The sequence below is a fragment of the Pseudomonas sp. QL9 genome (assembly GCF_041409665.1).
Classification (GTDB): domain Bacteria; phylum Pseudomonadota; class Gammaproteobacteria; order Pseudomonadales; family Pseudomonadaceae; genus Pseudomonas; species Pseudomonas knackmussii.
This window is the reverse complement of record NZ_CP166971.1, coordinates 5,179,281-5,200,425: the sequence shown is the minus strand read 5'-3', so window position 1 is coordinate 5,200,425 and position 21,145 is coordinate 5,179,281. Positions and strand designations below refer to the sequence as shown.

18 protein-coding genes are annotated in these 21,145 nt (G+C 63.6%); all 18 read left to right on the top strand.

The window, feature by feature from the left end; genetic code table 11:
* Positions 1-58 precede the first annotated feature (58 nt).
* The 18 genes from ACA097_RS24235 to nuoH all read left to right on the top strand — a co-directional run bounded on the left by ACA097_RS24235 (position 59) and on the right by nuoH (position 21,136).
* On the top strand, positions 59-2,281 hold the full coding sequence (locus tag ACA097_RS24235; protein ID WP_043253231.1) for an NADP-dependent isocitrate dehydrogenase: 2,223 nt from the start codon (positions 59-61) through the stop codon (positions 2,279-2,281).
* A 156-nt stretch (positions 2,282-2,437) separates the two neighbouring features.
* Positions 2,438-2,905: an NUDIX hydrolase gene (locus ACA097_RS24230; RefSeq protein ID WP_371366488.1), complete on the top strand. Its 468-nt coding sequence runs from the start codon at positions 2,438-2,440 to the stop codon at positions 2,903-2,905.
* Between the two features lie 40 nt (positions 2,906-2,945).
* The gene (gene mnmA / locus ACA097_RS24225; protein WP_371366486.1) at positions 2,946-4,088 is read left to right on the top strand and encodes a tRNA 2-thiouridine(34) synthase MnmA; all 1,143 of its coding nucleotides are present in this window, start codon (positions 2,946-2,948) and stop codon (positions 4,086-4,088) included.
* Positions 4,085-4,711, top strand: a complete 627-nt coding sequence (gene hflD, locus ACA097_RS24220) for a high frequency lysogenization protein HflD (protein ID WP_371366484.1) — start codon at positions 4,085-4,087, stop codon at positions 4,709-4,711. The genes mnmA and hflD overlap by 4 nt, the downstream gene beginning before the upstream one ends.
* A 118-nt stretch (positions 4,712-4,829) precedes the next feature.
* A complete protein-coding gene (gene purB, locus ACA097_RS24215) occupies positions 4,830-6,200 on the top strand; it encodes an adenylosuccinate lyase (RefSeq protein ID WP_043253235.1) in 1,371 nt (456 codons plus the stop codon).
* A 60-nt stretch (positions 6,201-6,260) separates the two neighbouring features.
* Positions 6,261-7,436, top strand: coding sequence for a JmjC domain-containing protein (locus ACA097_RS24210; protein WP_371366482.1), 1,176 nt, complete (start codon positions 6,261-6,263; stop codon positions 7,434-7,436).
* Positions 7,429-7,857, top strand: coding sequence for a GNAT family N-acetyltransferase (locus ACA097_RS24205; RefSeq protein ID WP_043253237.1), 429 nt, complete (start codon positions 7,429-7,431; stop codon positions 7,855-7,857). Before ACA097_RS24210 ends, ACA097_RS24205 begins: the two co-directional genes overlap by 8 nt.
* 9 nt (positions 7,858-7,866) lie before the next feature.
* Complete coding sequence (locus tag ACA097_RS24200) at positions 7,867-8,493, top strand: histone acetyltransferase HPA2 (RefSeq protein WP_371366479.1); 627 nt, start codon at positions 7,867-7,869, stop codon at positions 8,491-8,493.
* Positions 8,490-9,305, top strand: coding sequence for a secretin N-terminal domain-containing protein (locus ACA097_RS24195; RefSeq protein WP_371366477.1), 816 nt, complete (start codon positions 8,490-8,492; stop codon positions 9,303-9,305). The genes ACA097_RS24200 and ACA097_RS24195 overlap by 4 nt, the downstream gene beginning before the upstream one ends.
* Before the next feature lie 507 nt (positions 9,306-9,812).
* On the top strand, positions 9,813-11,408 hold the full coding sequence (locus tag ACA097_RS24190) for an isocitrate lyase (protein WP_043253239.1): 1,596 nt from the start codon (positions 9,813-9,815) through the stop codon (positions 11,406-11,408).
* Between the two features lie 352 nt (positions 11,409-11,760).
* Positions 11,761-12,132, top strand: coding sequence for a DUF4442 domain-containing protein (locus ACA097_RS24185; RefSeq protein WP_371366475.1), 372 nt, complete (start codon positions 11,761-11,763; stop codon positions 12,130-12,132).
* A 390-nt stretch (positions 12,133-12,522) separates the two neighbouring features.
* Positions 12,523-12,936 (top strand): NADH-quinone oxidoreductase subunit A, encoded by a 414-nt coding sequence (locus ACA097_RS24180; RefSeq protein WP_043253241.1) that lies wholly within the window; start codon positions 12,523-12,525, stop codon positions 12,934-12,936.
* Positions 12,937-12,946: 10 nt separating this feature from the next.
* Positions 12,947-13,624 carry an NADH-quinone oxidoreductase subunit B family protein gene (locus ACA097_RS24175; RefSeq protein WP_371366472.1) on the top strand — a complete coding sequence of 226 codons (678 nt, stop codon included), beginning with the start codon at positions 12,947-12,949 and terminating at the stop codon, positions 13,622-13,624.
* 59 nt (positions 13,625-13,683) lie between these two features.
* A complete protein-coding gene (gene nuoC / locus ACA097_RS24170; protein ID WP_371366470.1) occupies positions 13,684-15,465 on the top strand; it encodes an NADH-quinone oxidoreductase subunit C/D in 1,782 nt (593 codons plus the stop codon).
* Positions 15,462-15,962: an NADH-quinone oxidoreductase subunit NuoE gene (gene nuoE, locus ACA097_RS24165; protein ID WP_197539282.1), complete on the top strand. Its 501-nt coding sequence runs from the start codon at positions 15,462-15,464 to the stop codon at positions 15,960-15,962. The genes nuoC and nuoE overlap by 4 nt, the downstream gene beginning before the upstream one ends.
* The gene (gene nuoF / locus ACA097_RS24160) at positions 15,959-17,308 is read left to right on the top strand and encodes an NADH-quinone oxidoreductase subunit NuoF (RefSeq protein WP_043253244.1); all 1,350 of its coding nucleotides are present in this window, start codon (positions 15,959-15,961) and stop codon (positions 17,306-17,308) included. Before nuoE ends, nuoF begins: the two co-directional genes overlap by 4 nt.
* Before the next feature lie 127 nt (positions 17,309-17,435).
* On the top strand, positions 17,436-20,150 hold the full coding sequence (nuoG, locus tag ACA097_RS24155; protein ID WP_371366468.1) for an NADH-quinone oxidoreductase subunit NuoG: 2,715 nt from the start codon (positions 17,436-17,438) through the stop codon (positions 20,148-20,150).
* Positions 20,147-21,136, top strand: coding sequence for an NADH-quinone oxidoreductase subunit NuoH (nuoH, locus tag ACA097_RS24150; RefSeq protein ID WP_043253246.1), 990 nt, complete (start codon positions 20,147-20,149; stop codon positions 21,134-21,136). Before nuoG ends, nuoH begins: the two co-directional genes overlap by 4 nt.
* The last annotated feature ends 9 nt before the right edge of the window (positions 21,137-21,145 follow it).

Sequence of the window (21,145 nt, the reverse complement as noted above, 5' to 3'; positions counted from 1 at the left end):
GTCCACCAAGGCGTATCGAGATTCTGTGCGCGCCCAGCAAAGAAGAGAGTCTTAGTAGATGTCTAACCGCTCGAAGATCACCTACACCTTCACCGACGAAGCACCCGCCCTCGCCACCTACTCGCTGCTCCCCATCGTCAAGGCCTTCGCTGCCTCTGCCGACATTGACGTCGAAACCCGAGACATCTCTCTTGCAGGACGCATCCTCGCCTCGTTCACCGACAAGCTCGGCGACAAGGCCATCGAGGACGATCTGGCCTACCTGGCCCGCCTGGCCACTGCGCCGGACGCGAACATCATCAAACTCCCGAACATCAGCGCCTCGGTCCCGCAACTGAAAGGCGCCATCGCCGAGCTGCAAGCCCTGGGCTACGCCGTGCCGGACTTCCCGGAAGATCCGCAGACCGACGAAGAGAAAGACACCCGCGCCCGCTACGCCAAAGTCCTGGGCAGCGCCGTGAACCCGGTTCTGCGTGAAGGCAACTCCGACCGCCGTGCTCCGGCCGCAGTCAAGGCCTATGCCCGCAAGCACCCGCACAGCATGGGCAAGTGGAGCATGGCTTCCCGCTCGCACGCAGACTACATGCGCGGCGGCGACTTCTTCTCCAGCGAACAGTCGGTCACCATTCCGAAGGCAGGTGAAGTCCGCATCGAGTTCATCGGCAAGGACGGCAAGGTCGAGGTCAAGAAGAAGCTCGCCATGCAGGAAGGCGAAGTCCTCGACAGCATGTTCATGAGTTGCCAGAAGCTGCGCGCCTTCTTCGAGAAGACTCTGCAGGACTGCAAGGAAACCGGCGTCATGTGGTCCCTGCACGTCAAGGCGACCATGATGAAGATCTCCCACCCGATCGTCTTCGGCCACGCCGTGACCGTCTACTACAAGGACGTCTTCGAGAAGTACGGCCAGTTGTTCGACGAGCTGGGCGTCAACCCGAACAACGGCATCTCCAGCGTCTACGAGAAGATCAAATCCCTGCCGGCCTCCCAGCAGGAAGAGATCCTCCACGACATCCACGAGGTGTACAGCCACCGCCCTGAAATGGCGATGGTCGACTCGGTCAAGGGCATCACCAACCTGCACATCCCCAGCGACGTGATCGTCGACGCCTCCATGCCGGCCATGATCCGCAACTCCGGCCAGATGTGGGGCAAGGACGGCAAGCAGAAAGACACCAAGGCAGTGATGCCGGAAAGCACCTATGCCCGCATCTACCAGGAGATGATCAACTTCTGCAAGACCAACGGCGCCTTCGACCCGACCACCATGGGCAGCGTACCGAACGTAGGCCTGATGGCGCAGAAGGCCGAGGAATACGGCTCGCACGACAAGACCTTCGAGATGGAAGCCGACGGCACCATGCGCGTGGTCGATGCCGACGGCAAGGTGCTGATGCAGCATGAAGTCGAAGCCGGTGACATCTGGCGCGCCTGCCAGACCAAGGACGCCCCGATCCGTGACTGGGTCAAGCTGGCCGTTACCCGTGCCCGCCAGTCCAACACCCCGGCCATCTTCTGGCTGGACCCGGAGCGCGCCCACGACAACGAACTGCGCAAGAAGGTCGAGCTGTACCTGAAAGACCACGACCTGACTGGCCTGGACATCAGCATCAAGGGCTACAACGAAGCCATCCGCACCAGCATGGAACGCATGATTCGCGGCCAGGACACCATCTCGGTAACTGGCAACGTACTGCGCGACTACCTGACCGACCTGTTCCCGATCATGGAACTGGGCACCTCGGCGAAGATGCTGTCCATCGTTCCGCTGATGGCGGGCGGCGGCATGTACGAGACCGGCGCCGGCGGTTCGGCTCCGAAGCACGTACAGCAACTGGTCGAAGAGAACTGCCTGCGCTGGGATTCCCTGGGTGAATTCCTGGCCCTGGCCGTGTCCTTCGAAGAGGAAGGCATCAAGACTGGCAACGCCAAGGCCAAGATCCTCGGCAAGACCCTCGACGAAGCTACCGGCAAGCTGCTGGACAACAACAAGTCCCCGGCGCGCAAGGTCGGCGAAATCGACAACCGCGGCAGCCACTTCTACCTGGCGATGTACTGGGCCCAGGCCCTGGCTGCGCAGAACGAAGATGCCGAACTGAAAGCGCACTTCGCTCCGCTGGCCAAGACCTTGACCGAACAGGAAGCGGCCATCGTCGCTGAACTGAACGGTGCCCAGGGCAAGCCCGTGGACATCGGTGGCTACTACCGCTCCAACCCGGAGAAAACCAGCCAGGTGATGCGTCCGAGCGCCATCTTCAACGCCGCCATCGACAGCCTGAACTGATCCGTCGCGCAGCGTGAACTGCGAAAACCCCGGCCCGGTGCCGGGGTTTTCGCATTCTGGGGAACGGCTCCGCCGAAAACTCGCTCCTATTACGATAGGCACCTGGACACCCCCTGTCCGGGGTTATGATGAGCGTTTTTCTCCAGAGGACCATCCATGCGCTGGCAACCCCACATCACAGTTGCAACCATCGTCGAAGACCAGGGGCGCTTCCTGCTGGTAGAGGAAGAGTCCGCCGGCAAGGCCGTACTGAACCAACCGGCGGGCCACCTGGAAGCCAACGAAAGCCTGCTCCAGGCCGCCGTGCGCGAAACCCTCGAGGAAACCGGCTGGGAAGTCGAGCTGACCGCCGTCACCGGCATCTACCTCTATACCGCGCCGAGCAATGGTGTTACCTACCAACGCGTATGCTTCGCCGCCCGCCCGCTGAAACACCGGCCGGAGCTGCCGCTCGACGCTGGCATCATCGGCCCGCGCTGGCTTACCCGAGACGAACTGGAAGCCTGCAGGGAAAGCTGGCGCAGCCATCTGGTAGCGCGCTGCATCGACGACTACCTAAGCGGTGAACGCTTCCCCCTGGCGCTGATCCGCGACAGCGAACTGCCCGCGCCGAGCCCGGCCTGATAGAATCCCGCTTTTGCACCGACTTCCGCGATCGCCTGCCATGTCCGACTCCAGCCTCACCACCGCCCCCACCCCGCCCTCCAGGGGCCGCGTCATAGTCGGCATGTCCGGCGGCGTGGACTCCTCGGTTTCCGCCCTCCTGCTCAAGGAGCAGGGCTACGAGGTGGAAGGCCTGTTCATGAAGAACTGGGAAGAGGACGACGGCACCGAATACTGCACCGCCATGACTGACCTGGCCGACGCACAGGCCGTCTGCGACCGCATCGGCGTCAAGTTGCACACCGCCAACTTCGCCGCGGAATACTGGGACAACGTCTTCGAGTACTTCCTCGCCGAGTACAAGGCCGGTCGCACGCCGAACCCGGACATCCTGTGCAACCGCGAGATCAAATTCAAAGCCTTCCTCGACTACGCGCTAGCCCTGGGCGCCGACCTGATCGCCACCGGCCACTACGTACGCCGCCGCGATATCGACGGCCGCACCGAGCTGCTCAAGGGCCTGGACCCGAACAAGGACCAGAGCTACTTCCTGCACGCCGTCGGTGGCGAACAGATCGCCAAGACCCTGTTCCCGGTGGGCGAGCTGGAGAAGCCGGAGGTTCGCGCCATCGCCGAGAAGTACGGCCTGGCCACCGCGAAGAAGAAGGACTCCACCGGCATCTGCTTCATCGGCGAACGTCGCTTCAGCGACTTCCTCAAGCAATACCTACCGGCGCAACCGGGCGACATCGAGACCACCGATGGCCAGGTGATCGGCCGTCACGCCGGCCTGATGTACCACACCATCGGCCAGCGCCAGGGCCTGGGCATCGGCGGCATGAAGAACGCGGACGACAGCCCCTGGTACGTGCTCGAGAAAGACCTGACGCGCAACGTGCTCGTCGTCGGCCAGGGCAACGACCACCCTTGGCTGTTCTCACGCGCCCTGCACGCCTCGCACATCTTCTGGGTGAACCCGATCGACCTCACCCAGCCGCGCACCCTGCGTGCCAAGGTGCGCTACCGCCAGGCCGACCAAGACTGCGTGCTCGAGCGCACCACCGAAGGCTATCGCACAGTCTTCGCGGAGCCGCAGCGCGCCGTCACCCCCGGCCAGTCGGTGGTCTTCTATGACGGCGAAGTCTGCCTCGGCGGCGGCGTGATCGAATCGGCCGAACCGGCCTTCGCGAAGGAGCGCGCATGAGCGACCTCCGCGATCAGCTGATAGCCTTGGCCGGCGTATTCGAGTCGGCCGCCCTGGTAGACCGCCTCGCCCGCACCGGCCAGATCCCGGAAGCTCCGTTGGCCTGCATGCTCGGCAGCCTGCTGGTACGCGATCCGAAGACCACCCTGGACGTCTATGGCGGCGACAACCAGAACCTGCGCGAGGGCTTCCGCGCCCTTGCCAGCGCCCTGGAGCGCGACCCCAACAGCCTGCAACGCGAACCGCTGCGCTACGCCCTCGCACTGATCGGCCTGGAACGCCAACTGGCCAAGCGCGACGACATGCTCGACCTGATCGGCTCGCGCCTGGATCAGATCCAGCAGCAGGTGCAGCATTTCGGCCTGGTCCACGAGAACGTCATCGCCTCCTGCGCCGGCCTCTACCAGGACACCCTCAGCACCTTCCGCCAACGCATCCAGGTGCACGGCGACATGCGCCACCTGCAGATCAACGCCAACGCCGCGCGCATCCGCGCCCTGCTGCTGGCCGGCATCCGCTCCGCGCGCCTGTGGCGACAGCTGGGCGGCAACCGCTGGCAGATGGTGTTCGGCCGGCGCAAGCTGCTGAGCGAATTGCGCCCGATCCTCCGCGGCCAGGACTGAGCCGCCCGACAGGCGCCCACGAGGACGCCTTCCGTACAGCAGCAAGTACGGGCGTAGGCGCCGCCGTTCGTGTATGATGTGCGCCCTTTTCGTTGACCGACAGCTACGAGAACGCCCCATGCAGCTTTCCTCCCTTACCGCGGTTTCCCCCGTCGACGGCCGTTACGGCAGCAAGACCAGCGCCCTGCGTCCGATCTTCAGCGAATACGGCCTGATCCGTTTCCGCGTCCTGGTAGAGGTCCGCTGGCTGCAGCGCCTCGCATCGCACGCCGGCATCCCTGAAGTCGCCCCCTTCTCCGCCGAAGCCAACGCCTTGCTGAACAAGCTGGCCGAGGACTTCCAGCTGGAGCACGCCGAGCGCATCAAGGAAATCGAGCGCACCACCAACCACGACGTGAAAGCCGTGGAATACCTGCTCAAGGAGCAGGCGGCCAAGCTGCCGGAGCTGGCCAAGGTCAGCGAGTTCATCCACTTCGCCTGCACCAGCGAGGACATCAACAACCTGTCCCACGCCCTGATGCTGCGCGAAGGCCGCGACCAGGTGCTGCTGCCGCTGATGCGCCAGATCGCCGAGTCGATCCGCGCCCTGGCCGTCCAGTTCGCCGACGTCCCCATGCTCTCCCGTACCCACGGCCAGCCGGCTTCGCCGACCACCCTGGGCAAGGAACTGGCCAACGTCGTCTACCGCCTGGAGCGCCAGATCAAGCAAGTCGCCGGCATCGAGTTGCTGGGCAAGATCAACGGCGCCGTGGGCAACTATAACGCCCACCTGTCCGCCTACCCGCAGGTCGACTGGGAAGCCAACGCCCGCGAATTCATTGAAGGCGACCTGGGCCTGAACTGGAACCCCTACACCACCCAGATCGAGCCGCACGACTACATCGCCGAACTGTTCGACGCGATCGCGCGCTTCAACACCATCCTCATCGACTTCGACCGCGACGTCTGGGGCTACATCTCCCTCGGCTACTTCAAGCAGAAGACCGTCGCCGGCGAGATCGGCTCCTCGACCATGCCGCACAAGGTCAACCCGATCGACTTCGAGAACTCCGAAGGTAACCTGGGCATCGCCAACGCGATCTTCCAGCACCTGGCCAGCAAGCTGCCGATCTCCCGCTGGCAGCGCGACCTGACCGACTCCACCGTGCTGCGCAACCTCGGCGTCGGCTTCGCCCATAGCGTCATCGCCTACGAAGCCAGCCTCAAGGGCATCGGCAAGCTCGAACTGAACGCCGCACGCCTGGCCGAAGACCTGGACGCCTGCTGGGAAGTCCTGGCCGAGCCGGTACAGACAGTAATGCGCCGCTACGGCATCGAGAACCCCTACGAGAAGCTCAAGGAACTGACTCGCGGCAAGGGCATCAGCCCGGAAGCCCTGCAGGTATTCATCGACGGTCTGGACATGCCCGCCGAAGCCAAGGCCGAGCTGAAGAAGCTGACCCCGGCGAACTACATCGGTAACGCTGCCGCCCAGGCCAAGCGCATCTGACATGCGCTGAACTTTTGCACGCCCGGCTGTGCCGGGCGTTTTTGTTTCAAGGACTTACATATGAATTCTGCTATTCCTCTTGAGCTCTTGGGCGGCATCAGCGCCGACGAATTCCTTCGCGACTACTGGCAGAAAAAGCCCCTGCTGGTCCGCCAAGCCCTGCCCGGCTTCGAGAGCCCGCTGGAGCCGGACGAACTGGCCGGCCTGTCGCTCGAAGAGAGCGTCGAGTCGCGCATCGTCCTCGAACATGGCAAGACCCCGTGGGAAATGCGTCGCGGCCCCTTCACCGAAGAAACCTATAAAGAGCTGCCCGAAAACGACTGGACCCTGCTGGTGCAAGCGGTCGACCAGTTCGTACCGGAAGTTGCCGAACTGCTGGAACACTTCAAGTTCCTGCCCAGCTGGCGCATCGACGACGTCATGATCAGCTACGCCGCTCCCGGCGGCGGCGTCGGTCCGCACTTCGACAACTACGACGTCTTCCTGCTCCAGGGCCATGGCCGCCGCCGCTGGAAGATCGGCCAGATGTGCGACGCCGACAGCCCGATGCTGCCGCACGCCGATCTGCGCATCCTCGCCAACTTCGAACAGAGCGAAGAGTGGGTGCTGGAGCCGGGCGACATGCTCTACCTGCCGCCGCGCGTCGCCCACTACGGCATTGCCGAAGACGACTGCATGACCTACTCGGTCGGCTTCCGCGCACCCAGCGCCGCCGAAGTGCTGACCCACTTCACCGACTTCCTCGCCCAGTTCCTCTCCGATGAGGAGCGTTACAGCGACGCCGGCATGAGTGCGGTGAAGAGCGACGAAGACCAGCACAAGATCCAGCGCGATGCCCTTGATCGCCTGAAGAACCTGCTGCAGGAGCACATGAGCGACGAGCGCCTGCTGCTCACCTGGTTCGGCCAATTCATGACCGAGCCACGCTACCCCGAACTGGTTACCGGCGAGGAAATCGACGACGGCGAACTGCAACAGGCTTTGCGCGAAGGCGCAGTACTGGTGCGCAACCCAAGCGCTCGCCTGGCCTGGAGTGAAGTGGATGTCGGCCTGCTGCTGTTCTCCAGCGGCCAGAGCGTCGTCCTGCCCAAGCACATGGAGCCGCTGCTCAAGCTGGTCTGCTCGGCCGACGCCCTTCACAGCGAGAACCTAGGCCAATGGCTGGCCGATGAGGATGGGCGTAAGCTATTGGCCGAATTGGTCAAACAGGGCAGTTTGGAGTTCGCCGATGAGTAACAAGATCAGGGTTCGCCTGGCCGACTGGCAAAAGGACAATGCCGACCTGCGGCGCATTCGCGAAGCCGTGTTTATCGCCGAGCAGGCGGTCCCTCCGGAGCTCGAATGGGACGCCGAGGACGCCGAGGCGGTGCACTTCCTTGCATTCGAAGGCGACTACGCGATAGGGACGGCGCGACTGCTGACCGACGGGCACATTGGCCGCGTATCGGTCCTCAAGGACTGGCGAGGGCTGAAAGTCGGCGATTTGTTGATGCGCGCCGCCATCGAAGAAGCCGAGCGCCGCGAGCTCAAGCGCCAACTGCTGACCGCCCAGGTCTACGCCATCCCGTTCTACGAGCGACTAGGCTTCAAGGTGGCCAGCGGCGAATTCCTCGAAGCCGGCCTCCCCCACGTGGACATGGTCCGCGAAAGCGCCTGAGGAATCGCCATGAACGACGCCCCGGAACACGACGGAAACCCGGACAATCTGCCGGACATCGAATTCCAGTCGCCGGGGCGCTTCAGAGTGCACAACCCCGACAGCGAGCTGCCGCCCCCACCCTCCTGGGAGCCGGCACCTTTCCGCCTAGGCAGCCACGACCAACTGGAGCGCTTCAGCGATCCGGAAACAGCCCGCGCGCACGCCCTGGCCCTGATACAGCAGGCCGCTCGCAGCCTGTGCCTGTACAGCCCCGACCTGGAACCCTGGCTCTACAACTTCGCCAGCATCCAGGATGCCTGTACCCGCCTGCTTCTGCGCCATCCGCAGAACCGCTTGCGCATTCTGGTCCGCGACAGTAGCCGGGCCATCAAGGAAGGCCATCGCCTCCTCAATCTCAGCCGGCGCCTGTCGAGCAACTGCAATATCCGCCTGCTCAACTCCGACTACCCCAGTCCGGAGCAGGCCTTCCTGCTTGCCGACCAGTGCGGCCTGTTGCTGCGCACCGAGCCCGCGATCCCTGCGGGTCACACCCACTACAACGATCCTGGACGGGTTCGCCAACTGCAGGCGCAGTTCGACCAGGCCTGGGACACCAGCCTTTCCGACCCGGACCTGCGGAGTTTCCTGCTGTGAGCCATCGCCGAATCGCCCTGCTGCTCGCCTGCGCCATCAGCTTCGCCGCCCAGGCCGAGCCGCGCACCGAAATCCTCCAGCTGAGCTATCGCACCGCCGACGAGGTATTGCCAGTCGTCCAGCAGATACTTGGCAACGAGGGTCGCGTCACCGCTTATGGCAGCCAACTGATCGTGAATGCCGAGCAATCCAAGATTCGCGAGCTGCAGCAGGTGCTCGAACAGATCGATACACGGCCGCACCGCCTGCTGATCACCGTCGACACCAGCGACTCCAGCCAACGCGATAGCAGCGGCTACGCGGTGAATGGCAGCGTCAGCGCCGGCAACGTGGAAATCCAGAGCGGGCGCGGCCAGGTCAACGGCAGCAACCAGGTCCGCATCATCAACAACTCCACCGCCAGCCGCGGTGGCGGCATGCAGCAGATCCAGACCACCGAAGGCTCTCCAGCGATGATCCAGGTCGGCCAGAGCCAGCCTGTCTACAACGTCGGTGTCGGCCCCTACGGACAGGTCTACAGCCAGACCGAATATCGCGATGCCAACCGCGGCATGTACGTGACCGCAACCCTGAGCGGCAACATCGTCCACCTCGACCTCAGCACGCGAAACGATCGATTCAACAGCAGCTACCCCGGCGCCATGGACACCGCCAGCACCGACACGCGCCTGACCGGCCGAGTCGGCGAATGGATCGAAGTCGGCGGCATCAGCCAGAGCAGCCAGAACAATCAGGGCGGCCTGACCCGCAATTACAGCACCCAGGGGCACAGCGACAGCAGCCTTCGGGTCAAGGTCGACGTCCTCGACTGAACCTCCCTGGACTGACCAGACAGTCTCCGTTAGACCTTCGTGTAGTAGTCCAAAAAAAACACTACAAAACGTTTGACGAACATTTGTTTGAAAGGCATGATGGCCTCGCTCCCGCTAACCAGGGGCCCAGAATAGGGCCTCCGGATCGAGCTCCGGCCCACTCGCCGTACTGATCCGTGTTGTTACAGCCCACAAGGCGAAATGACGAGGTTGCGACTGGCAAGAAGTTGTCCTGAGGGACGGGGAAGCAACCACGTATCAGCAAGATGGTCGAATGCAGCCATTCGCCCTCGCCCAACGGCAGCCACGAGCCGGCAAGCGATCTCGAATGCCACCGCTGCGACCATCTACCTGTTCGCCCGCTCCACCCCTCCTCTCAGCGTCACTCCTTCCTCCGGTCGTCATTTCGCCATCCGCGGCGAGCATCCCGCTCCAATACCGTGAATTCACAGGTCTTGCGTGGGAAGTCGGTGCTCAACCAACACATTTTTTGAAGGATTGTTGACCATGTCCGCATATCAGAACGACATCAAGGCCGTTGCCGCCCTGAAAGAGAAGTTCGGCAGCAGCTGGAGCGCTATCAACCCCGAGTCCGTCGCCCGTATGCGCGCCCAGAACCGCTTCAAGACTGGCCTGGACATCGCCAAGTACACCGCGGCCATCATGCGCAAGGACATGGCCGAGTACGACGCCGACTCCTCCGTCTACACCCAATCGCTGGGTTGCTGGCACGGCTTCATCGGTCAGCAGAAGCTGATCTCGATCAAGAAGCACCTGAAGACCACCAACAAGCGCTACCTCTACCTGTCCGGCTGGATGGTTGCCGCGCTGCGTTCCGACTTCGGCCCGCTGCCCGACCAGTCCATGCACGAGAAGACCGCCGTTTCCGGCCTGATCGAAGAGCTGTACACCTTCCTGCGCCAGGCTGATGCTCGCGAACTGGACCTGCTGTTCACCGCCCTGGACGCCGCCCGCGCTGCTGGCGACAAGGCCAAGCAGGACGAAATCCAGGCTCAGATCGACAACTACGAAACTCACGTAGTACCGATCATCGCCGACATCGACGCAGGCTTCGGCAACGCCGAGGCGACCTACCTGCTGGCCAAGAAAATGATCGAAGCCGGTGCCTGCTGCATCCAGATCGAGAACCAGGTTTCGGACGAGAAGCAGTGCGGCCACCAGGACGGTAAAGTGACCGTTCCGCACGAAGACTTCCTCGCCAAGATCAACGCTGTTCGCTACGCCTTCCTCGAGCTGGGCGTTGACGATGGCGTGATCGTTGCCCGTACCGACTCCCTGGGCGCCGGCCTGACCAAGCAGATCGCCGTTACCCGCCAGCCGGGCGACCTGGGCGACCTGTACAACTCCTTCCTGGACTGCGACGAAATCAGCGCGGCCGAACTGCAGAACGGCGACGTGGTGATCAACCGCGGCGGCAAGCTGCTGCGTCCGAAGCGCCTGGCTTCCAACCTGTTCCAGTTCCGCAAGGGCACCGGCGAAGACCGTTGCGTCCTGGACTGCATCACCTCGCTGCAGAACGGCGCCGACCTGCTGTGGATCGAAACCGAGAAGCCGCACGTTGGCCAGATCAAGGGCATGGTTGACCGCATCCGCGAAGTCATCCCGAACGCCAAGCTGGTGTACAACAACAGCCCGTCGTTCAACTGGACCCTGAACTTCCGTCAGCAAGTGTTCGATGCATTCGTTGCCGAAGGCAAAGACGTCTCCGCCTACGACCGCGCCAAGCTGATGAGCGTCGAGTACGACGAGACCGAACTGGCCCAGATCGCCGACGAGAAGATCCGCACCTTCCAGCGCGACGGTTCGGCTCACGCAGGCATCTTCCACCACCTGATCACCCTGCCGACCTACCACACCGCCGCTCTGTCGACCGACAACCTGGCCAAAGGCTACTTCGCCGACCAGGGCATGCTGGCCTACGTGAAAGGCGTTCAGCGTCAGGAACTGCGTCAGGGTATCGCCTGCGTCAAGCACCAGAACATGGCTGGCTCGGACATCGGCGACAACCACAAAGAGTACTTCGCTGGCGAAGCCGCTCTGAAAGCCTCGGGTAAAGACAACACCATGAACCAGTTCCACTAAGGAACAGGTTCGACCGGCCCCTCGGGGCCGGGAGGCACCTCGCAGAACCCCGGCATATGCCGGGGTTCTGCTTTTTCAGCACCTATAAATAGAAGAGCTTGGCTGCCGCGCCAGACACACCACCCTCCTCCGCCAAGGGCAACGCCAGCCATGCGTGCGAGCTTGATGCTCCCCACATGCGTAGAGGACGAACCATGCCCAAGCGCAATCGCCTGGCCCTTGCCGCCAGCCTCATCCAACGCCTGCCCCCCCCATGCACGAACCGCTACTCAGCCGCCTGTTCGGATCCCAGGTGCATCTCGCCGGCTCCGCTCGGGTGCGCATTCAGCGCATGTCCTAGCATGAAGTCCGAATGAGCCTGACCAATCGCCGACGCGTACAAAACCACATCAAGGGCATCCACGCCGCCGCCATGGCATTGCTGGCCGAGTCGGCGAGCGGCTGCGTGGTCGGCATGAATCCTCCGGACGACAAACTACCCCTGATTCGAACGCTCAAGGTCGACTATCTCAAGCGAGCCCAGGGCAACCTGCATGCCACGGCCACGTTGAGCGATGCACAACGTCAGGCGATGCAGGAGCAGGACAGGGGCCAAGTCGTCGTCGAGGTGACGATCCTGGACGAAAGCCGCGAGCAGCCGATCCGCTGCGAAATGCACTGGGCCTGGATCAAGCGCTGCCCCCAAGCCGAGGGGTGGCCGCCAGGGTATTTCCCGCGAGAATAGCGCCCCCAGGAATCCGGCAACTAAAAGTGCCGGCGCATATATGTAGTAAAGTTACGGATAAACGACACTGCAATTGATAATTATTATCATTAATAGCACTGCAAAAAGACTTTCTTCGTAATCACAACAATGCCATTCGACCAAAGCCTGAGCCGCGCCAACCCAGGCGCGGAGCGGCCTGCAGCCGGGCTTGGAACAAAATGGCAAAAGCCTTTTGCCCAAGTTAGAAGCATCTGTTTGTGTTAGAAAAATTTACTTGCTGGAGGCTTTGGGCATAAAATTGAACGGATCACTTGAACCCTTAGCTCACTATTCTTGAGTCGGGTTCGTTCAATCGGGCAAAAGCCCGTCCCCCAAGACCACCGTTTATTTGTAGGAAGGAGTATCGGCATGCCCAACCCAGCTGAACTTGCAGCACAACACTGGGGACTCGCCGCCTTCCTTCTAGGGGTCGTAGGCCTGCTGGCCTTCATGCTAGGGGTTTCCTCGCTGCTCGGCAGCAAGGCATTTGGTCGCAGCAAGAACGAGCCCTTCGAATCGGGCATCGTTCCTACCGGCAGCGCACGTCTGCGCCTGTCGGCAAAATTCTATCTGGTCGCGATGCTCTTCGTGATCTTCGACGTCGAAGCCCTCTTCCTCTTCGCCTGGTCCGTGTCCGTCCGTGAAAGCGGCTGGGCCGGTCTGATCGAGGCAACCATTTTCATTGCAATTCTGTTGGCAGGTCTTGTCTACCTCTGGCGGGTCGGCGCGCTCGATTGGGCACCGGCGGCACGTCGCGAGCGGCAGGCGAAGCTAAAACAATGAGGCTTTGGCGATGCAATACAAACTTACCCGGATCGACCCCGATGCGGCCAATGATCAGTACCCGATCGGCCAGCGCGAAACGGTAGAAGACCCTCTTCTGGAGGATCAGGTCCACAAGAACATCTTCATGGGCAAGCTCGAAGATGTTCTCAATGGCGCCGTCAACTGGGGTCGCAAGAACTCGCTGTGGCCCTATAACTTCGGCCTGTCCTGCTGCTACGTGGAGATGACCACGGCGTTCACCGCGCCGCACGACATCGCCCGTTTCGGCGCCGAAGTGATTCGTGCATCACCGCGTCAGGCGGACTTCATGGTCATCGCCGGCACCTGCTTCATCAAGATGGCTCCGGTCATCCAGCGCCTGTACGAGCAGATGCTGGAGCCCAAGTGGGTGATCTCGATGGGTTCGTGCGCCAACTCCGGTGGCATGTACGACATCTACTCGGTAGTTCAGGGGGTCGACAAGTTCCTCCCCGTGGACGTTTACATCCCCGGCTGCCCGCCCCGTCCGGAGGCTTTCCTGCAAGGCCTGATGCTGCTGCAGGAATCCATCGGCCAGGAGCGTCGCCCGTTGTCCTGGGTGGTTGGCGATCAAGGCATCTACCGTGCCGAAATGCCTGCCCAGAAGGACCTCAAGCGCGCAGAGCGCATCCAGGTCACCAACCTGCGCAGCCCCGACGAAGTGTGAAACGGACCTCCACGAGAGGCCCGTTTTCACTCCACCGTTGACCGATAGCGACCGAGACCATGACCGCAGACTCCGCTCTGTATATCCCGCCCTACAAGGCAGACGACCAAGATATCGTCGTCGAACTGAATTCGCGTTTTGGCGCCGAGACCTTCACCGTCCAGGCTACCCGCACCGGCATGCCGGTTCTCTGGGTACCCCGTGAGAAGCTGATCGACGTCCTGACTTTCCTGCGCAACGTGCCCAAGCCCTACGTGATGCTCTACGACCTCCACGGGGTCGACGAGCGCCTGCGCACCCATCGCCGCGGCCTGCCGAATGCCGACTTCAGCGTGTTCTATCACCTGATGTCGCTCGAGCGTAACAGCGACGTGATGATCAAGGTCGCGCTCTCCGAGGGCGACCTGAACCTGCCGACCGCCACCCGTATCTGGCCGAACGCCAACTGGTACGAGCGTGAGGTCTGGGACATGTACGGCATCCACTTCAATGGGCACCCGCACCTCGCGCGCATGCTCATGCCGTCGACCTGGCAGGGTCACCCGCTGCGCAAGGACTACCCGGCGCGCGCCACCGAGTTCGACCCCTACGCCCTCTCCGCTGCCAAGCAGGAACTGGAGCAGGAAGCCCTGCGCTTCAAGCCCGAAGACTGGGGCATGAAGCGTCACGGCGAGAACGAGGACTACATGTTCCTCAACCTGGGCCCGAACCACCCTTCGGCCCACGGTGCCTTCCGCATCATCCTGCAACTGGACGGCGAAGAGATCCTCGACTGCGTTCCGGAGATCGGCTACCACCACCGTGGCGCCGAGAAGATGGCCGAGCGTCAGTCCTGGCACAGCTTCATTCCCTACACCGACCGCATCGACTACCTCGGCGGGGTGATGAACAACCTGCCGTACGTGCTTTCGGTGGAGAAGCTCGCCGGCATCAAGGTGCCGCAGCGCGTCGACGTCATCCGCATCATGATGGCGGAGTTCTTCCGCATCCTTAACCACCTCCTGTACCTGGGAACCTACATCCAGGACGTTGGCGCCATGACCCCGGTGTTCTTCACCTTCACCGACCGTCAACGCGCCTACAAGGTGGTCGAAGCCATCACCGGCTTCCGCCTGCACCCGGCCTGGTACCGCATCGGTGGCGTCGCCCACGACCTGCCGCGCGGCTGGGACCGCCTGGTCCGCGAATTCCTCGACTGGATGCCCAAGCGCCTGAACGAGTACGAAAAGGCCGCCCTGAAGAACAGCATCCTGCGTGGCCGTACCATTGGCGTTGCGCAGTACAACACCAAGGAAGCGCTCGAGTGGGGCACCACCGGTGCCGGCCTGCGTGCCACCGGCTGCGATTTCGACCTGCGCAAGGCGCGCCCCTACTCCGGCTACGAGAACTTCGAGTTCGAAGTGCCGCTGGCGCACAACGGCGACGCCTATGACCGCTGCATGGTCAAGATGGGCGAAATGCGCCAGAGCCTGCGCATCATCGAGCAGTGCCTGAAGAACATGCCCGAAGGCCCGTACAAGGCCGACCACCCGCTGACCACGCCGCCGCCCAAAGAGCGCACGCTGCAGCACATCGAGACGCTGATCACCCACTTTCTGCAGGTTTCCTGGGGCCCGGTCATGCCGGCCAACGAATCCTTCCAGATGATCGAAGCGACCAAGGGCATCAACAGTTACTACCTGACGAGCGATGGCAGCACCATGAGCTACCGGACCCGTATCCGGACGCCCAGCTTCGCGCACCTGCAACAGATTCCGTCGGTCATCAACGGCAGCATGATTGCCGACCTGATCGCCTATCTGGGCAGCATCGACTTCGTTATGGCCGACGTGGACCGCTGATCATGAGCACCCTCATCCAGACTGACCGTTTCGCCCTGAGCGAAACCGAGCGCTCGGCCATCGAGCACGAGATGCATCACTACGAGGACTCCCGCGCGGCGTCCATCGAAGCCCTGAAGATTGTCCAGAAGCAGCGCGGCTGGGTACCGGACGGCGCCATTCCGGCGATCGCCGAGATCCTCGGCATCCCCGACAGCGACGTCGAGGGCGTGGCTACCTTCTATAGCCAGATCTTCCGCCAGCCCGTCGGCCGCCACATCATCCGCGTCTGCGACAGCATGGTCTGCTACATCGGCGGCCACGAGTCGGTGGTCGGCGAGATCCAAAAGCAGCTCGGCATCGGCCTCGGCCAGACCACCGCCGACGGCCGCTTCACTCTGCTGCCAGTGTGCTGCCTGGGCAACTGCGACAAGGCTCCGGCCCTGATGATCGACGACGACACCCACGGCGACGTCGTCCCCGCAGGTGTCGCCAAACTGCTGGAGGCCTACGCATGACCCGCCTCACCTCCTACGGCACGCCCAACCGCAGCCCGCGCGCTGCGGAAACCCACCCGCTGACCTGGCGCCTGCGTGACGACGGCGCCCCGGTCTGGCTGGAGGAGTACCAGGCCAAGGACGGTTACGCCGCTGCCCGCAAGGCGCTGGCCGAAATGGCCACCGACGACATCGTGCAGACCGTCAAGGACTCCGGCCTCAAGGGCCGTGGCGGCGCCGGCTTCCCCACCGGGGTGAAGTGGGGCCTGATGCCCAAGGACGAATCCCTCAACATCCGCTACCTGCTGTGCAACGCGGACGAGATGGAGCCCAACACCTGGAAGGACCGCATGCTCATGGAGCAGCTGCCGCACCTGCTGGTGGAAGGCATGCTGATCTCCGCGCGCGCCCTCAAGGCCTACCGCGGCTACATCTTCCTGCGCGGCGAATACGTCGACGCGGCGCGCAACCTCAATCGCGCCATCGAAGAAGCCAAGGCCGCCGGCCTGCTGGGCAAGAACATCCTGGGCAGCGGCTTCGACTTCGAGCTGTTCGTCCACACCGGTGCCGGCCGCTACATCTGCGGTGAAGAAACCGCGCTGATCAACTCCCTGGAAGGCCGCCGCGCCAATCCGCGTTCCAAGCCGCCGTTCCCGGCCGCCGTGGGCGTCTGGGGCAAGCCGACCTGCGTGAACAACGTCGAGACCCTTTGCAACGTCCCGGCCATCGTGGCCAACGGCGTGGACTGGTACAAGACGCTGGCGCGCCCGGGCAGCGAAGACATGGGTACCAAGCTCATCGGCTTCTCCGGCAAGGTTAAGAATCCCGGCATCTGGGAATTGCCCTTCGGCATTCCGGCCCGCGAAGTCTTCGAGGACTACGCCGGCGGCATGCGTGACGGCTACAAGCTCAAGGCCTGGCAACCGGGCGGCGCCGGCACCGGCTTCCTTCTGCCGGAACACCTGGACGCCCCGCTCTACGCCGCCGGCGTCGCCAAAGTCGGCACCCGTATGGGTACCGGTCTGGCCATGGCGGTGGACGACAGCGTCAACATGGTTTCCCTGCTGCGGAACATGGAAGAGTTCTTCGCCCGCGAGTCCTGTGGCTGGTGCACACCGTGCCGCGACGGCCTGCCGTGGAGCGTGAAGATCCTGCGTGCGCTGGAGCGTGGCGAAGGCCAGCCCGGCGACCTCGAGACCCTCGAGCAGCTGGTCAACTTCCTCGGCCCCGGCAAGACCTTCTGCGCCCACGCGCCGGGTGCCGTCGAGCCGCTGGGCAGTGCCTTGAAGTATTTCCGTCCCGAGTTCGAAGCGGGCGTCTCCCGCCAGGCTCAGGCCGCGCCGAAACCACAGAGCGTCGGCGCGTAAAGCTTTGCAGCCGGGCCCGCGGGCCCGGCGATGTTTCGTTGCAGCGCCGCGGTTGCCGCAGGCCCAACGAAGCCGTGATTTCTATTAGCCACGCCCGCTGACAACGGGCCAACGAAGAACTTGAACCATGGCCACTATCCACGTAGACGGCAAGACGTTAGAAGTCGATGGGGCGGACAACCTGTTGCAGGCCTGTCTGTCCCTCGGACTCGACATCCCCTACTTCTGCTGGCATCCGGCGCTCGGTAGCGTCGGCGCCTGCCGGCAGTGCGCGGTCAAGCAGTACACCGACGAGAACGACAAACGCGGTCGTATCGTCATGTCCTGCATGACCCCCGCCACCGACAACACCTGGATTTCCATCGACGACGAAGAGTCCAAGGCGTTCCGCGCCAGCGTCGTCGAATGGCTGATGACCAACCATCCGCACGACTGCCCGGTGTGCGAGGAAGGCGGTCACTGCCACCTGCAGGACATGACGGTGATGACCGGCCACAACCAGCGCCGGTACCGCTTCACCAAGCGCACCCACCAGAACCAGGAGCTCGGCCCGTTCATCGCCCACGAGATGAACCGCTGCATCGCCTGCTACCGCTGCGTCCGTTACTACAAGGACTACGCCGGCGGCACCGACCTGGGCGTCTACGGTGCGCACGACAACGTCTATTTCGGCCGTATCGAGGATGGCGTGCTGGAGAGCGAGTTCTCCGGCAACCTGACCGAGGTCTGCCCGACCGGCGTGTTCACCGACAAGACCCACTCCGCGCGCTACAACCGCAAGTGGGACATGCAGTTCGCCCCGAGCATCTGCCACGGCTGCTCCAGCGGCTGCAACATCAGCCCCGGTGAGCGCTACGGCGAGATCCGCCGCATCGAGAACCGCTACAACGGCTCGGTGAACCACTACTTCCTGTGCGACCGCGGCCGCTTCGGCTACGGCTACGTCAACCGCGAAGACCGTCCGCGCCAGCCGATGCTGATGCTCAGCAAGCAGAAGCTGACCCTCGACGGCGCCCTCGACCAGGCCGCTGCCCTGCTCAAGGGCCGCAAGGTCATCGGTATCGGTTCGCCGCGTGCCAGCCTGGAAAGCAACTACGCGCTGTCCGAACTGGTCGGTGCCGGCAACTACTACAGCGGCATCTCCGCCGACGAACTGCAACGCCTGCGCCTGGTGCTGAAGGTGATGCAGGAAGGCCCCCTGCCCTCCCCCACCATCCGTGACATGGAAGACCATGACGCGGTGTTCGTGCTCGGCGAAGACCTGACCCAGACCGCTGCCCGTATCGCCCTGGCCCTGCGCCAGTCGGTCAAGGGCAAGGGCGAGGACATGGCCGCCGCGATGAAGATCCAGCCGTGGCTCGACGCCGCGGTGAAGACCATCGCCCAGCACGAGAAGAACCCGCTGTTCATCGCCAGCCTGGCCGAGACCCGCCTGGACGACGTCGCCGCCGAGTGCGTGCACGCAGCGCCCGAAGATCTCGCCCGCCTGGGCTTCGCCGTCGCTCACGCGATCGATCCGAGCGCCCCGGCCGTCGCCGGCCTGGACCCGGAAGCCGCCGAGCTGGCCAAGCGCATTGCCGAAGCCCTGGTCGCCGCCAAGCGTCCGCTGGTCATCGCCGGCACTTCGCTGGGCAGCAACGCCCTGATCGAGGCCGCCGCGAACATCGCCAGCGCCCTGAAGCAGCGCGAGAAGAACGGCTCGCTGAGCCTGGTGGTCCCGGAAGCCAACAGCCTGGGTCTGGCGCTGTTCGGCGGCGAGTCCGTCGAAGCCGCCCTGGAGCAGCTGACCTCCGGCGCCGCCGATGCCGTAGTGGTACTGGAGAACGACCTGTACCGCCGCGCCGACGCTGCCCTGGTGGATGCCGCCCTGGCCGCCGCCAAGCTGGTCATCGTCGCCGACCACCAGAAGACCGCCACCTCCGACAAGGCGCACATCGTCCTGCCGGCGGCCAGCTTCGCCGAAGGCGACGGAACCCTGGTCAGCCAGGAAGGCCGCGCCCAGCGCTTCTTCCAGGTCTACGACCCGGCCTACTACAACGCCGACATCCTGGTCCGCGAAGGCTGGCGTTGGCTGCACGCGCTGCACAGCACCCTGGAAGGCAAGCGTGTCGACTGGACCCAGCTCGACCACGTGATCGATGCCGTCGTCGCCGCCAAGCCGCAACTGGCTGGCATCCGCGATGCTGCGCCGAACGCCTCGTTCCGCATCAAGGGCATGAAGCTCGCGCGCGAGCCGCACCGTTATTCCGGCCGCACCTCGATGCGCGCCAACATCAATGTCAGCGAGCCGCGCGCTCCGCAGGACATCGATACCCCGTTCGCCTTCTCCATGGAAGGCTACGCCGGCAGCACCGAGCCACGTCAGCAGATTCCCTTCGCCTGGTCCCCGGGCTGGAACTCGCCACAGGCCTGGAACAAGTTCCAGGACGAAGTCGGCGGTCACCTGCGCGCTGGCGATCCGGGCGTACGCCTGATCGAAGCCAAGGGCGACGCCCTGTGGTTCAGCGAAGTACCCGCGCCCTTCCACGTCCCGGCCAGCCAGTTCAAGGTCGTGCCGTTCCATCACCTGTTCGGTAGCGACGAGACTTCCTCGCGCGCCGCGCCGGTGCAGGAACGCATCCCGGAAACCTACGCAGCCCTGGGTCGTGACGAGGCCGAGCGCCTCGGCCTGGCCGAAGGCTGCCTGGTGCGCCTGACCGTCAAGGGCCAGGAGCTGCGCCTGCCGCTGCGCATCAGCGAAGAGCTGGGCGCCGGTCTCGTTGCCCTGCCGGTCGGTCTCGACGGTATCCCCGCCGGCGTGTTCGGCAGTGTCGCTGAAGGTCTGCAGGAGGCTGCCCAATGAGCTGGCTGACACCCGCGCTGCTCGCCGTTCTCATCGAGGTCATCAAGGCCATCGTCATCCTGCTCGTGGTCGTCGTCTGCGGCGCCCTGCTGAGCTGGGTGGAGCGTCGCCTGCTGGGCCTCTGGCAGGACCGCTACGGTCCGAACCGGGTCGGCCCCTTCGGGGCCTTCCAGCTCGGCGCGGACATGATCAAGATGTTCTTCAAGGAAGACTGGACCCCGCCGTTCGCCGACAAGATGATCTTCACCCTCGCCCCGGTCATTGCCATGGGCGCGCTGCTGATCGCCTTCGCCATCATCCCGATCACCCCGAACTGGGGTGTGGCGGACCTGAACATCGGCATCCTGTTCTTCTTCGCCATGGCGGGTCTGACCGTGTACGCGGTGCTCTTCGCCGGCTGGTCGAGCAACAACAAGTTCGCCCTGCTCGGCAGCCTGCGCGCCTCGGCCCAGACCATCTCCTACGAGGTGTTCCTGGCCCTGTCGCTGATGGGTATCGTCGCTCAGGTCGGCTCGTTCAACATGCGCGACATCGTCGAATACCAGGCCCAGCACCTGTGGTTCATCATTCCGCAGTTCTTCGGCTTCTGCACCTTCATCATCGCCGGCGTCGCCGTGACCCACCGTCACCCGTTCGACCAGCCGGAAGCGGAGCAGGAACTGGCCGACGGCTACCACATCGAGTATGCCGGGATGAAATGGGGCATGTTCTTCGTCGGCGAGTACATCGGCATCGTGCTGATCTCGGCGCTGCTGGTGACCCTGTTCTTCGGCGGCTGGCACGGCCCGTTCAACATCCTGCCGCAGATCCCGTTCATCTGGTTCGCGCTGAAGACGTCCTTCTTCATCATGCTGTTCATCCTGATCCGCGCCTCGCTGCCGCGTCCGCGCTATGACCAGGTGATGGCCTTCAGCTGGAAGGTCTGCCTTCCGCTGACCCTGATCAACCTGCTGGTGACCGGCGCCTGCGTGCTCGCGGCCCAGTAAGGAGAATCG